This is a genomic window from Elusimicrobiota bacterium (assembly GCA_016706425.1).
Lineage (GTDB): Bacteria > Elusimicrobiota > Elusimicrobia > FEN-1173 > FEN-1173 > JADJJR01.
The window spans coordinates 1,074,288-1,087,785 of the sequence record JADJJR010000001.1 but is presented as its reverse complement, the minus strand read 5'-3'; the positions used below and the strand labels follow the sequence as shown (position 1 = coordinate 1,087,785).

Here is a 13,498-nt window from a genome sequence, read left to right as displayed (position 1 = left end):
CCGGTTTCAAGTGTTTTTCAGGATTTGAAGGACGAAGCGGGGAAGCGCCGTCATGCGCCGCCAACGGCGGGGTTCTTGCGACAAACGGAACAGCCATTCCAAACCGATGGTTTGCATCCATCGGGGCGCGCGACGAAGCCGGCCCGACAGGACATCAAAACTTCCCCCCACCCCCATGACCAGCCGCGCGCCCAAGCGCGGCAAATGGCGATGGATCCAATCGTCCTGCCGGGGGGTGTCGAGGGCGACAAAGAGCGTGTCCACGCCGGCGGCGGCCACGCGGGCCACCACCTCGGTCTCGCACGCGGGCGAGAAGTACCCGTCCAAGGCCAGGGCCACCGTCAAACCCGGATGTCGCCGCGCGAGGACGGCGCCGGCCTCCTCCGCCACCCCGGGGGCCGCGCCCAACAGGCCCACCCGTCCCCCCTCCGCCGCCGCGGCGCCGCACAGGTCGTCCATCAAATCGATGCCCGAGATCTTTTCGAGCCGGCGGCCCCGCCGACGCGCCGCCCACAACACCCCCGCCCCATCGGCGACAACGAGGTCCGCCGCGCGAAACGCGGCGGCCAGGCCGGCGTGTTTTTGGGCGGCCATCAGCATAAGGGGGTTGGCGGTGATGATCTGACGGGGGAGGCTTTCGGCGCGCCAGGCGCGCGCGCGCGCGACGACGTCCGCCCTCGACAGGTCGTCGATGGCGAACCCCAGGCAACCAAAGCGGGGCGACACGAACGGGGCGCGGATTACGCGGTCTGGCCGGCGGCGAGGACCGCTTCGGGGCTCTGGGCCGCGCGGCGATCTTCCAAGGTTTTCAGACGCGCCGAGAGGATGCGCGAGACGCCCTGCACCTCCATGGTCACGCCGTACAGCGTGTCGGCGGTTTCCATGGTGCGCTTGTTGTGGGAAATCATGATGAACTGCGATTTCTCCGTGAAGGCCTTGATCAACGTGATGAACCGTGTGACGTTGGCCTCGTCCAGGGGGGCGTCGACTTCGTCGAGGATGGCGAAGGGCGCGGGGCGCACCATGAAGAAGGCGAACAGGAGCGCGACGGCCGTCAGGGCCTTCTCGCCGCCGGAGAGAAGCGTGATGTTGGTGAGTTTTTTACCCGGCGGTTGGGCGTAAATCTCGATGCCGGCGTTCAAAACGTCCGTCTCGTCCGTCAAGCGCACGTCGGCCTCGCCGCCCGGGAACAACTGGCCGTAGATGGTTCGGAAGTTCTCGCGCACCTTGTCGAAGGTCTCTTTAAAGTTCTGGCGGGTCGAGGCGTTGATTTTTTGGACGGTGCTCAACAGATCCTCTTTGGCCTTCACGAGGTCCTGCTGCTGGGAAAGCAGGAAGTTGTAGCGCTCCTCCAGTTGGGCGTGCTCTTCCGGGGCCGTCAGGTTGACCGGGCCCAGGCCCTCCACCCGGCGGCGCAGTTTTTCCAATTCCGTGGCGGGCACCGCCTCGGCCGGTGTCGGGTGCCCCTCCCGCGCCTCCGCGATGGTCAACACATACTTGTCTTTGAGATGGGTCTCCACCGATTCCCGCCGGAACTCCGCGTGGGAGTGCTGCAATTTCTTTTCGTGCAACTGAGCCTGCATTTCCTCGGTTTGCTGGCGCAGGTCGGCGAGGGCCTTTTGGGACGCCGCCAGGGCCTCCACCAAAACGCGTCGCTCGCCGTGCACGGTCTCGAGCCCCTCGTTCGCCGATCGGCGCTGGGCGATCAGGTCCCGAATGGCGGCGTCGGTCTCTTCCTCGATGCGCTTTTGCTCGCGCACCCGGTCGGCCGATCCGGATCGCTCCTGGGTCTTCGCGTCGAGGGCCAGAGCCAAGGATTGGATCTCCGCGCCCACGTCGGCGCGCTGTTTTTCCTTCCAACGAAGGCGCTCCCCGTGGCCGTGGGCGCGTTCCTTGGCGACGGCCAATTCCGACGAGGCGGTGAAGGTTTCCGCCTGGTGGGATTTCAACGTTTCCTGCAGCTGGGACCACTCGAGGCGGAGGCGGTTCTCCTCGCCCCGCACGCCCTCCAATTGGGCTTCCAACACCTGGGCCGCGGTTTGGGCGTTCGTTTCCTCCGCCCGGGCCTTCACGGCGTCGGCGTCGATCAACCCCAATTCTTCGGCGTGGAGGTCGCCCTGGCCGGACAACCGCTCCAGGTCCTGGGCTTTGACGTTGGAGCGCACCCGAGCGCCCTCGAGGGACTTGCGGGCCGCTTCCCAGGCCGCCTGGGCGGCGGTGCGGGCTTCGCCCGCCCGGACTTTCGCCTTTTGGGCCTCGTCCAACCCGGCCGTCAGCGCGCCGATTTCCCTCTGCAAATTTTCCCGACGGAGGGCGTCGAAGATGGGCCCGGTCGATCCGTCGGCCCCGCCCTCCACCACCCCTTCGCCGTAAAGGGCGCCGTCGGCGGAAATCCAGCCGCCGAGCAGATAACGGACCACGGGCTCAAAGCGCGCGTCCGCCTTCGCCATGTCGATCAACGCCCTCTGGCCAACGGCCACCGGCTGCGGGCCGGCGCCCTGGGGCAGGCGGTTCAAGACCAAAATGCGCGCCCGGCCGTGTCCGCCTTGGGTCAAGTGGGCGAGGGCCGCGCGGGCGTCCTCGAGGGATTCGGCCACGAGGTCGTTGACGTGCACGCCCAAAGCGCGGCGCACCAGCACCTCGTCGGCGGTGGAAACCGAGATCAAGCGCCCCACGGGCCCGTGCAGGCCCGGCAGACCGGCCGCCAAGGCGGCCTGAACGCCCCGGGCGTAGACGTCCGAGGACTCCCATTCCTCCTGCGCGTCCAATTGGGCCTGGGCGCGGAACAAATCTTCCTGGTGTTTGGAGGCGGCCGATTGGGCCGACGCCACGTCGCTTTCGCGGGCGCGCACTTCCGCCTGGGCGGCAGCGACGGCCGCTTCGGCCTGTTCGAGGGAGGCGCGGTTCTCCGCCGCTTCCGTTTCGGCCTGGGCCAGGGCCCCTTTCAATTGCGCGAGGCGCTCCTCCACCTTCGCCCGGTCCTTGGCCAACGTCGACAACTGCATCTCCAGACGGGACTCCAGGGACCGCTGGGCGACCAAATCGTTGTTCAACTTCGTCCGCTCCTGGGTGTTTTTCCAGAGGGCGTCCTGCACCTGTTTGGCGATGTTTTGAATCTCGTCGAGCCGGGTCGATTTTTCTTTGTAGGCGGTTTCCACGTTCAAGAGCACGTCCGCCGATTGGCGCGCCGTTTCCGCCTCCAGGGCGAGGGCGGACTGGATCTCCTCCGCCAACTTTTCCAGTTCGGCGCGGCGGGTCGCCCCCTGGGCGATTTCGCCGTCGAGGACGAGGTCGCGGTGGGTGATTTCGGCCTGGCGTTCCCGGGCGGTGGTCTGGCGCTGCTCCGCGAGGGAAATCGCGCCGTCGATTTCCGAAAGCGTGCGGTTGCTTTCGACCAACCGCTCCGACATCTGGGTTTCCTTCCAGCGCAGGTCGGTGAGTTCAGCTTCTTTTTGCGCGGTGGCGGTGGTCTTGGCGTGAAGGTCGTTTTCCATGACCGTCATGGCCTGGCGCATGGCGGCCATTTGTTCTTCCAACTGCTTCGATTCGTAAAGGGCGTGGGCGATCTCGAGGGCCTTCAGGCTGTCCTGGGCTTTTTGGAAATTGCGCGCCTTGCGGACGGCCGCCTCGATTTTGTCCATCTGTTCTTTGGTCAAAACGATCACGTCCGCCAGGCGGTCAAGGTCGAGCTGGGTGCGCTCAAGGCGGCGCAGGGCTTCCTCCCGGCGGGCTTTGTACTTCGCGACGCCGGCGGCCTCTTCGAACAGCTCGCGGCGCTCCTCGGGTTTGGCGGCCAAAACGGCTTCCACCCGGCCCTGTTCGATGATGGAATAGCCGTCTTCGCCGATACCGGTGTCGAGGAAAAGCTCTTTGATGTCTTTCAAGCGGCACTGGGTTTTGTTGAGGAAATACTCGGACTCGCCGCTCCGGAAAAGACGCCGGGTGACCGTGACTTCGCCGTAATCGATGGGCAGGCGGTTTTGGGAATTGTCGAAGGTGAGGGACACTTCGGACAAATTGGAGGGAGCGCGGTTGGCGGCCCCGTTGAAAATGACGTCGAGCAGGACTTTCGACCGAAGGGATTTGGCGCTCATCTCCCCCAGGCACCAGCGGATGGCGTCGACGACGTTGGACTTGCCGCAGCCGTTGGGGCCGACGATCGCCGTGACCCCGCTCTCGAAATCGAGGCGTGTGCGTTCCGCAAAGGATTTGAACCCGACCATCTCAAGGCGCTTTAAGTACATCTATTACCACCTTTTTCCACTGATATAGTGTTTCTTGCCGGCGCATATTTTACCTATGGACGAGGCGGAGTCAAGTAAATTTAACCAAAAAACACAAAATTCGGTATACTCAGCCAGCAACGACACCACCCCTAGGGGATTTTATGAAAAAATCAGCGTTTTTCCTTTGTTTGGCAACACTTTTGACAAGCGGGGGGACCCGGGCCGCCTCCCTGGGGGCGTCCGCCTCCGTTTTTGACTCCAGCCGGGTCCGGGGCACCCTAAACGCTTCGACAACATCCAGCGGGGGCAAAACCTACACTGTGGTGGGGGCGGGGGTGGGGTATTTCCCCATCGGGGGCCTCGAAATCGGCCTGGACGGGGAGGTCTGGCTCGGCCAGGACCCGTCTATTTACAAAGTCTCCCCCGGCCTTCGTTATGTGGTCCAAGGATTGGGAGTCATTTACCCCTACGCGGGCGGGTTTTATCGCCGCACGTTTTATGAGGGCGCGAACGACGTGGGGTCCTATGGCGCGCGTTACGGGGTGTACATGCCCCTGGGCCCCAACACCTACGCGGGAGTGGGCGGCGTCTACGAGAAACGGCTGAATTGCGAAGAAACCCTCACCGACGACTGCGCCTCCAGCTACCCGGAGATTTCCGTCTCCGTCTCTTTCTAGAAGGCCTCCAGCATGCGGAAGTACGGGCGAACCTCGCCCCGGGAGACCCCCAGGTCAAGCCGGAGGGAAATTCCTTCACGGGCGTTGAGGAGGTAGCGCAACCCCGCCCCTCCGGCGGATTGAAACCGGCTTAAAGCCAGGACCCGGTCCCCCCAAACGGAACCGGCCCCGGTGAACAACACCCCGCCCCACCGTGGGGAGAACCGTGCCCGCCATTCCCCCTGAAAATAGAACGACCGCCGGTCCCGGTATTGATTGGAAAGCACCCCCCGCAACCCCTCCAGCAAAGCCAGATCATAAAACGGAACGCGCCCGGACCGCGTCGCGTAAACAACCTGGGCCGCGAAGACACCGCTGCCGGCGGGCCGGTACCCCCGGGCGTCCAGCGTCCAAGCGCGGTGGGGATAGGAGTTCCCGTAGATCAGGCCGTCGGCTTGAAACCAAACGCCGCGGCGGGGTGAAAACAGGTTGTCCCGGCTGTCCCATTCGACGGCGGGACCCGCGCCCCACATCCCCCCGCCATCGACGCCCGGCGCGCCCCCCGCGGCCAAGGCCCCGCCGGGGGTGATGTCACGCAGTCGGGTCTGCCGAACCTCCGTCGTCACGCCCGCGCGCCAATTTCCCCCGACCCGCCGGGTGAACGTCGGGCGCGCCTGGATTTCCCGCACCGTGTAAGACTCTTTGGAGGTGTCCGACACGCCGGGCCCTTGACCGAAATAGTCCTCGGGAAAATCCACGAATCCCAACAGGGCCCGGGCCTTCCAGGGGCCCCGGTAGATTTCCGGGAATAGATACAAGGCTTTTTGATCGCGGGCGGTGTAAAGAGAGTAAAACGAGAGATGGTCCATCGACTTGTCGACGGAGCGGCGGGGACGCGCGAGGACGCCGCCGACGCCCAGGCCGGCGCGGGTCTCGGGCGTGTAAAAAACGACGGGGAACCAGGTGAAGGACCCGCGTTCGGCGGCCCGCGCCTGCGCCCCCGCCCCCAAAAGCAAAAGCGCCCCCATACTGAAAAACAAACCCCCGGCGGGGAAAATTCCGCCGGGGGTTTTCACGAAGAGGTCGTTATTGCGGCTGGGCCGACGGCATCGCGGCCGCCGCGGCGGTGACTTCGAAGTCGATGGACTTCAACACCGCGCCGGCGTCGTCCTTGATTTCCACTTTCCAGGCGCCGGGCCAAACCGTTTTGCGGCTCCAGGTCCGCCAGGGGGACCCATTTACGTTGAGGGCGATGTCGTTAATTTCTTTCCCGTCGACGGAGTAGACGTGGTGAAGGGTCGTCGGGGCCGCCGTCGTCTGGACTTTCGTGAGGCACGCCACTTGGCCTTCGGCAAACGTCGTGCCTTCGCCCACGATTTCCCGGTTTTCCACGCCGGTGCCCACCGCGGCGCTCAAAAGCTCCAAACTTGCCGCCGGGGCCGCCGTCACTTCGGGCGCCACCGACACCGGGGCCGCCATCTCCTCCGCCCGAGCTCCGAAACCCAACGCCGTCACAGCCAACACCGCCAAAACGCTATTCTTCATAGATTGCCTCCCTGAAAGAGTGTTGGGGTTAGCCTAGCAAGATCCAGGCGGAAAACCAAGACTTCTCCCGATCGGTGGGAACCCCGGATGGGTCGAAAGAACCGGTCCAACGGGCCCAACGGAATAAAATGGGCTAAAATGAGCCCATGAAAATCCTTGTGCGCGCGCCCAATTGGCTGGGCGACGCGGTGATGTGCACGCCGCTCCTCCGCCGCCTGGCCGCGCAAGGGCATGCCCTGGACGTCCTGTGCCGTCCGTCGGTGGCCGGGGTGTTCCAGGGCGCTCCCGGCGTGGACGCGGTGTGGGTGAGCCCCCGCGGCGAGTCCCCTTGGGCGACCGCCCGGGAACTGAAGAAGCGCCGTTACGAACGGGCCGTCATCCTCCCCCCCTCCTTCGGGTCGGCCCTTGCGCCTTGTCTCGCGGGCATTCCCGAACGTGTCGGTTGGAGTTCGGATTTCCGGCGCCTCCTCCTCACCCGGGCCGTGCCCGTCGACGAGCGCTTTCATTACGTGCGGCGTTATCTGGCCCTGATCGGCGAGGAAGGGGCGGAAGTCCCATCGACGGATTTGTATTTCCCGGAGGCCCCCGCGCCCGGGGGGTGGGCCGGCGACCTGACGGGCCGCCTTTTGGCGGTGGCCCCGGGCAGCCGCGCGCCCGCGCGCCGTTGGGATCCGGAGCGCTTTGCGGAGACGATCAATCGGTTGCCCCCGTCCTGGGCCGGCGCGGTTCTTTTGGGCGCCCCGGAGGACGCCCCCGTCGCGGCGCGGGTGGAATCCCTCTGCCGGCGGCCGGTGCGCAACCTTTGCGGAAAGACAACCCTGCCCGCCCTGGCGGGCGTTTTGAAAAATTGCGCGGCGCTCCTCACCAACGAATCGGGTTTGATGCACGTGGGCTGGGCGGTGGATCGGCCCCTCGTGGTGGTCTCGGGGCCCTCCAACGTGCACGCCACGAGCCCCTTCGGCCCCCACGTCCGGGTCATTCAACACCGGGAAATCCCCTGCGTACCCTGTGTGAAGAACGAATGTCTCCGAGCGCCCGACGAACGGAATATGTGTTTGAAGGCGGTGACCGTCCGGGAAGTGTTGGACGGTTTGGCGAGCGTGGCTTTTTAAAGAGAGGGCCCAGGCGCTCCGCCCTGGACCCGGGTCCCTTTTCTTTGGACGCGCAAAGAAAAGGGACGAAAAGAAACGCGTCCCCCGGCGGCCTTCGCGCAATTTTTCGACGGAGGCCGGACCAACTCCCGGGCCTCAACTTCCAACGGCCCGGATCGGGCAGGTCCGCCCCCGCGTGCCGTCGAAAAATCGCACTCGAATCGTCTCAAAGGGGGGCCAGGAGCCACAGCTCCCCACCCCGCCCCCCTCCGACCCCTTTAACCCGGACTTTGCAATAGGCGCGAGCACCGGCCGGTCGCAGAGCTCCCGGCACCTGGGGCGGCAGAGCCGCTGATGCGAGACGAAGGGGGCCGCGGCTTTTTCGACGAAAAAAGTGAGGTCGATGCAGGGACATCGGACGAACTTTTTGAGGAAGAAAAAGTCCGGCCCCCTTCGTCGAATGCCGCGTCCTATCGCAAAGTCCGGGTTAAAGAACCACAGGACGGTCGGGGAGTTCGTTGGGGTTGTGATCGCCCGGCGGGAAGTGAAGCGCGATGACCCGGGCCACGCCCTCCACACCGGCCAATGAGCCGGACTTGAATCGTCCTTCCCGGTAATGGGTTTCCATCGCGGCGCAAACGGCTTCCCATTCGCCCGCATGGACCAAGGCGTTATAGCCCCGGTCCGCCAGAATTTCCACATCGCGGTCGGCCCAGTTCACGTAGATCAACACCCCGGTGTTCCGTTCGGTGTCCCACACCCGCAAATCCGAAAACACGCGCACCGCCCGTTCCCGCGGATCCACTTTCCGCCAGAGCGCGCGCCCGGGCAGGGCCCCTTCCACCACAAAACGGATCTCGCCGCCGTGGCTTTTTTCCGAGGCGGCGATGGCCGTCTCGATCTGCCCCAACACCGACGGGGCAAAATCCCGCCGCCACCCGAAGGGCGCCAGAATCAAATGACGAACCCACGCTGAAATTGTTCTCACCATCGCCCGGACGCGCCTCCACCGCCGAACCCACCGCCACCGCCGGAAAAACCCCCGCCGCCCCCGCCGCCGCCCCAACCCCGGCCACCGCTGGACCAACCGCCGCCCCGGCCGGAATTCGAGTTCGCCGCCAGCAGCCCAAAGATCAAGGCCAGCAAAGCGGTGATCGCGCCCACCGCCAACGCCACCATCAACGCCACGGCCACCCCGATTCCCACCGCGGCCACGACAGGGCCGAGGCGTTTTCCGAAAAGAGCGGTCGAAAAACCGAAGGCCACAAGCCAAAAAATGAAGAGGCCTTTGATTTTTTCACCACTCAAGGGGGTCTGTCGGACCGCCGGCGCGGGCAGCGGTTCTCCCCGCACACGGCGGGCGATCAGCCCGACGCCCGTCTCGATCCCGCCGTAAAAATCCCCGGCACGAAAGCGCGGAACGATGAAATCGTCGATGATTTGTTTGCAGACGGCGTCCGGCAGGGCCCCTTCCAGGCCGTAGCCGACTTCGATGCGAAGGGTTCGGTCGTCCTTGGCCACCAACAACAGAACGCCGTCGTCCACGCCCTTTCGGCCCAACTTCCAGGTCTCGGCGACGCGCAACGCGTATTGTTCGATGGCTTCGGGTTGCGTGGTGGGTACGACAAGGACAGCCCCCTGCGCGCCCTTTTCGGTCTCCAGGGCGGAGAGGGTGGCCTCCAGGGCGCTTTTTTGAAAGGGCGTCAGGGTGCCGGTGAGGTCGGTGATCCGGCGAACCGGCGGCACGGGAGCCAGGGCCCCCGCCCACACCGGAAGTAAAAGGAAAGCGGCGCGAACCCAGCGCCGAGCGTTCATCTATTTTTCGGGCGTTCCAAAATCCACGACGGGCGGCGTTTCCACCGCTTTTTCGTTCTCGACGGTGAAGGTGGGCTTCACCGCCATTTTAAACAGCTTGGCGGTGAGGTTCGTCGGGAATTGACGGACCAGGGTGTTGTATTCCTGGACGGCCCCGATGTAGCGGTTGCGCGCCACGGTGATGCGGTTTTCGGTGCCTTCCAACTGGGCCTGAAGGTCGCGGAAGTTTTGGTCCGATTTCAGTTGGGGGTAGTTTTCGGAGACGACCAAAAGTCGTTGCAGGGCCGTGCCCAATTCGCTTTGGGCGGCCTGAAATTTTTCCAGAGCCTTCGGGTCGTTCAAGGCCTCGGGAGTCAGATTCAGGGCCCCCACGCGGGAACGCGCATCGGTCACGCCCAAAAGAACGTCTTTTTCCTGCTTAGCGAACCCCTGGACGGTTTTCACGAGATTGGGGATCAAATCCGCCCGGCGCTTGTATTGGTTGACCACTTCCGCCCAGGAGGACTTGACCTGTTCGTCCAGAGCCTGGAACCGGTTGTAACCGCACCCCGACAGGGCGGCGAAACCCACAACGGCCAAAAGTCGCGACACTCGTTTCATGGTTGTTCCTCCTAAATCAATGGCCGCGGCGCCTTTCGATTTCCTTCACGAGCGCCGGGATCATTTCAAAAAGGTCCCCGTCGATGGAAAACGTCGCCAGTTTGTTCATGGGGCATTCCGGGTCTTTGTTGATGGACACGATGACTTCGCTGGAACTCATGCCCGCCAAGTGCTGAATCTGGCCGCTGACCCCCGCGGCGATGTAAAGCTTGGGGCGCACCGTGCGGCCGGTGAGGCCCACTTGGGTCCGGTAGGGGATCCATCCCGCATCGACGGCGGCTCGGCTGGCGGCCACGGCCCCGCCCAGGGCCTTGGCCAAGGCCTCCAGGGATTTGAATCCGTCCGCGCTCCCCACCCCGCGCCCGCCGGCCACGATGACGTCGGCGGCGGTGATGTCCTGGCCTTCGCCCTTTTCGGCCTCGAAGCGAACGAAGCGGGTCCGTTGCTTGATCTTGCCCAAATCCACGTTGACTTTCACCACCTCGCCCGTGCGACCGTCCCGCTTGGGAGCCCGGGGGAAGGACATGGGACGCACCGTGGCCATTTCGGGGCGATGCTTTTCGCAGAGAATGGTCGCCATCAAGTTCCCGCCGAAGGAGGGGCGCGTGGCGTGCAGCATCCGGGTCGCCGGATCGATCGACAATTCCGTGGCGTCGGCCGTGATGCCGGTGTTGACCGCCACGGCCACCCGGGATCCAAACGAGCGCCCGATGGTCGACGCCGGCAGGAGGAATTTGTTGGGTTTCTCCCGGGCGATCAGGTCCGTCAAAAGCTGGGTGTACACTTCGTCGACAAAGTTGTCGAGGCCCGGGTGTTCGAGCACGTAGACCATTTCGGCCCCGTGGTCGATCAAATCCTGGGCGTGTTGGGCCACGTCCTTGCCGATGATGACAGCGGCGACTTTCTCGTTCAAGGTCCCGGCCAGGGTTTTCCCCAGGCCCAGGAGCTCGTAGGCCGTCGGCATGAGTTTCCCGTGACGGACCTCGGCGAAAATCCAAACGTTTTTGTAGAGGGACACGTCGACCGTAACCTGGCCCTCGACTTTTTCCTTGACCATCGTGATGGCGTGGAAGACGTCTTTGTTTTTGCCCTTTTCATAAAGCTTGTCGCAGGCCTCGACGCAGGCGTTGCAGAAAATGCACTTGGCCTCGTCGATGACGGCGAGCTTGCGCCAGTTGACGCCCGGTTCCTTCGGACGGTCCACCATGTCGATGCAGGAGACGGGGCAAGCCCGCGCGCAGGAGGTGCAGCCGGTGCAGCGTTGTTTGGAAACGTAGATGGTGTTGGGCATGGTTAGATCAGCTTCATTTCTTGGAGTTTGTCGATCAGGGCCTTCGCTTTGGCTTCGGGCGTCGGGCCGTCGATTTTGGCGCCGCCCTTGCGGGGCGGCGGGTTAAAGGATTTGGACACGATCGTGGGCGAGCCGCCGAGGCCGATGCTTTTTTTGTCGGCCTCGATGTCCACTTCGGTCCACTTGGGCACCACGGCTTTTTTGGCGGCCATTTTCCCCTTGAGGGAGGCCACGCGCGGTTCGTTGATTTCCTTGACCACGGCAATCACGGCGGGCAGGTCCATTTCCAAAACGTCCACGCCGTCCTCCATCATGCGGTGGACGACGATCTTTTTTTCGTCAATGGCTTCCACTTTTTTGACGTAGGCGATGTTGGGCCAATCCAGCCAGGCCGCGATGCCTGGACCGACGTGCCCCGTGTCCCCGTCGTTGGTCTGTTTGCCGCAGAGCACCAGATGCACGGGGCCCTTTTCCTTGGCGATCTTTCGAATGCCCATCTGCAGGGTGTACGAGGTCGCCCAGGTGTCCGCGCCGGCGAAGGCGCGGCTCGTGAGATGGAAGGCCTGGTCGGCCCCGCGCGCGATGGACTCCCGCAGGGACTCCTCGGCCTGGGGCGGCCCCATGGTCACCACCGACACCGTCGTGCCGGGAACGCGCTCCTTGATGCGGACCGCCTCTTCGATCGCGTATTCGTCGAAAGGATTGATGGCGGCCGCCATCCCTTCCCGTTTCAGCGTGCCGGTCACGGGGTCGATTTGGATGTTCGACGTCGCCGGGGTTTGTTTGATGCAAACAACGATGTGAAGGCCCATGGGGGTCTCTCTTTTCTTTGGGGTCCTAATCGCCTTTGGCGGCGAGTTCTTTGGTGATCATCATGCCGATCTCGTTGCGCTGGATCTGGTTGGTGCCTTCGTAGATTTGCGTGATTTTCGCATCCCGCAGGAATTTTTCAACGGGGAAGTCGCGCATGTAGCCGATGCCGCCGCAGAGCTGGATGGCGCTGTCGGCGACCCAGAAGGCGGTGTCGGAGCAGAACAGTTTCACCATGCCGGAGTATTTGGTCCAGCGGCCGCTGGAGGCTTTTTTCATCTCTTCGTAAACGGTCTTGCCGGAGGCTTCCGAGGCTTCCACCGCGGCTTTGAGATCCACGTCCATGGCCCGGGTGACGCTGTAGAGGAGCGCGCGGGAGGCTTCCAGGCTCGTGGCCATGTTGGCGACGGTGTGCTGGGAGGACTGGAACGACAACACCGATTGGCCGAATTGGCGGCGCACCTTGGCGTAAGCCAGCGCTTCGCTCATCGCGCCGGTCCCGATGCCGAGGGCCTGGGCGGCCACGCCGGGCCGGGAAATGTCGAAGGTCGCCTGGGCCACGAAGAGGCCGAAACCTTCTTTGCCCAGGACGTTGGAGGCCGGCACGCGGCAGTTGTCGAACACCAGTTCGTAGGTCGTGCTGGCGCGAATGCCCATTTTGGTTTCCTTCTTGCCGAAGGTGAAACCGGGGGTGCCCTTTTCGACCACGAACGCCGTGATGCCGCGGGCGCCGCGCTTGAGGTCCGTCGTGGCGAACACCGAGTATATTTCCGCGGACTCGCCGTTCGAGCAAAAATTCTTCACGCCGTTCAAGACGTAGAAATCCCCGTCTTTTTTCGCCGAACAACGGGTGGCCGTCGCATCGGAACCCGCTTCCGGTTCCGTGATGGCGAAAGCCCCGAGCCGTTTGCCGCTGGCCAGGTCCGGCAACCATTTTTTCTTCTGCGCCGGCGTGCCGAAGAGGATGATCGGAAAGGCGCCCAAAGCGGTGGCCGCCAACGCCAGCGCGGTGCCGCCGCAGGCCTTGGACAACTCTTCAACCACCAGGACCAATTCAAAACCGGCGCCGCCCAACCCCCCGTAGTTGGGGTGGAAATACACGCCGAACAAATCGGCCTTGCGGAGCTCCTCGACGATTTCCCAAGGGAAAGATTCGTCGGCGTCGTGTTTTTCGCGAACGGGTTTGATTTTCTTTTCGGCGATTTCCCGGGCGGTCTCGATGATGGCCTGTTGGTCTTCGGTAAGGAAATAATTCATGGGATCTCCTCAATGGTCTTGCGTAAAGCGCTAACTATAACAAAATTGGGGGGGCGAGAAACCTGATCTGGAACATAATTCCAGGGCACCGCCGGAACGACCTCCTCCGCCCGCCCGGCGGCCCCGTCGAGGCGCACGCGGACCCCCTCGGCGACGCCGGGGAAGACGCCGCGCCTCGGTCCCCTTCGCTCGCCCACGCGAGGGACG

General features: G+C 63.9%; 12 protein-coding genes. 2 read left to right on the top strand and 10 right to left on the bottom strand.

Features of this window, described 5'->3' with window-relative positions; genetic code table 11:
* Positions 1-6 precede the first annotated feature (6 nt).
* Both IPI56_04505 and smc read right to left on the bottom strand, forming a co-directional pair.
* Positions 7-705, bottom strand: a complete 699-nt coding sequence (locus IPI56_04505) for a WecB/TagA/CpsF family glycosyltransferase (GenBank protein MBK7545003.1) — start codon at positions 703-705, stop codon at positions 7-9.
* Between the two features lie 35 nt (positions 706-740).
* Positions 741-4,244: a chromosome segregation protein SMC gene (gene smc / locus IPI56_04500; protein MBK7545002.1), complete on the bottom strand. Its 3,504-nt coding sequence runs from the start codon at positions 4,242-4,244 to the stop codon at positions 741-743.
* Positions 4,245-4,387: 143 nt separating this feature from the next.
* Between smc and IPI56_04495 the strand changes: the two genes are divergently transcribed.
* On the top strand, positions 4,388-4,903 hold the full coding sequence (locus IPI56_04495) for a hypothetical protein (protein ID MBK7545001.1): 516 nt from the start codon (positions 4,388-4,390) through the stop codon (positions 4,901-4,903).
* Here IPI56_04495 and IPI56_04490 read toward each other — a convergent pair.
* Both IPI56_04490 and IPI56_04485 read right to left on the bottom strand, forming a co-directional pair.
* Positions 4,900-5,958 carry a hypothetical protein gene (locus tag IPI56_04490; protein MBK7545000.1) on the bottom strand — a complete coding sequence of 353 codons (1,059 nt, stop codon included), beginning with the start codon at positions 5,956-5,958 and terminating at the stop codon, positions 4,900-4,902. The two genes, IPI56_04495 and IPI56_04490, sit on opposite strands and share 4 nt — an antisense overlap.
* A gap of 10 nt (positions 5,959-5,968) precedes the next feature.
* On the bottom strand, positions 5,969-6,427 hold the full coding sequence (locus IPI56_04485) for a DUF2914 domain-containing protein (GenBank protein ID MBK7544999.1): 459 nt from the start codon (positions 6,425-6,427) through the stop codon (positions 5,969-5,971).
* Positions 6,428-6,573: 146 nt separating this feature from the next.
* On the opposite strand from IPI56_04485, the gene waaF reads away from it, so the two are divergent.
* Positions 6,574-7,539, top strand: a complete 966-nt coding sequence (waaF, locus tag IPI56_04480) for a lipopolysaccharide heptosyltransferase II (protein ID MBK7544998.1) — start codon at positions 6,574-6,576, stop codon at positions 7,537-7,539.
* A gap of 466 nt (positions 7,540-8,005) precedes the next feature.
* Here waaF and IPI56_04475 read toward each other — a convergent pair whose 3' ends face one another.
* From IPI56_04475 to IPI56_04450, 6 genes are read right to left on the bottom strand one after another with little or no spacing between them, the layout of a single operon-like run.
* Positions 8,006-8,509, bottom strand: a complete 504-nt coding sequence (locus IPI56_04475; protein ID MBK7544997.1) for a TPM domain-containing protein — start codon at positions 8,507-8,509, stop codon at positions 8,006-8,008.
* Positions 8,503-9,333: a YgcG family protein gene (locus IPI56_04470; protein ID MBK7544996.1), complete on the bottom strand. Its 831-nt coding sequence runs from the start codon at positions 9,331-9,333 to the stop codon at positions 8,503-8,505. The genes IPI56_04475 and IPI56_04470 overlap by 7 nt, the downstream gene beginning before the upstream one ends.
* Complete coding sequence (locus tag IPI56_04465; GenBank protein ID MBK7544995.1) at positions 9,334-9,933, bottom strand: LemA family protein; 600 nt, start codon at positions 9,931-9,933, stop codon at positions 9,334-9,336.
* A 16-nt stretch (positions 9,934-9,949) separates the two neighbouring features.
* A complete protein-coding gene (locus tag IPI56_04460; GenBank protein MBK7544994.1) occupies positions 9,950-11,224 on the bottom strand; it encodes a 4Fe-4S dicluster domain-containing protein in 1,275 nt (424 codons plus the stop codon).
* A gap of 2 nt (positions 11,225-11,226) precedes the next feature.
* On the bottom strand, positions 11,227-12,036 hold the full coding sequence (locus IPI56_04455) for an electron transfer flavoprotein subunit beta/FixA family protein (GenBank protein MBK7544993.1): 810 nt from the start codon (positions 12,034-12,036) through the stop codon (positions 11,227-11,229).
* 25 nt (positions 12,037-12,061) lie between these two features.
* Positions 12,062-13,291 (bottom strand): acyl-CoA dehydrogenase family protein, encoded by a 1,230-nt coding sequence (locus IPI56_04450; GenBank protein ID MBK7544992.1) that lies wholly within the window; start codon positions 13,289-13,291, stop codon positions 12,062-12,064.
* Positions 13,292-13,498 lie beyond the last annotated feature (207 nt).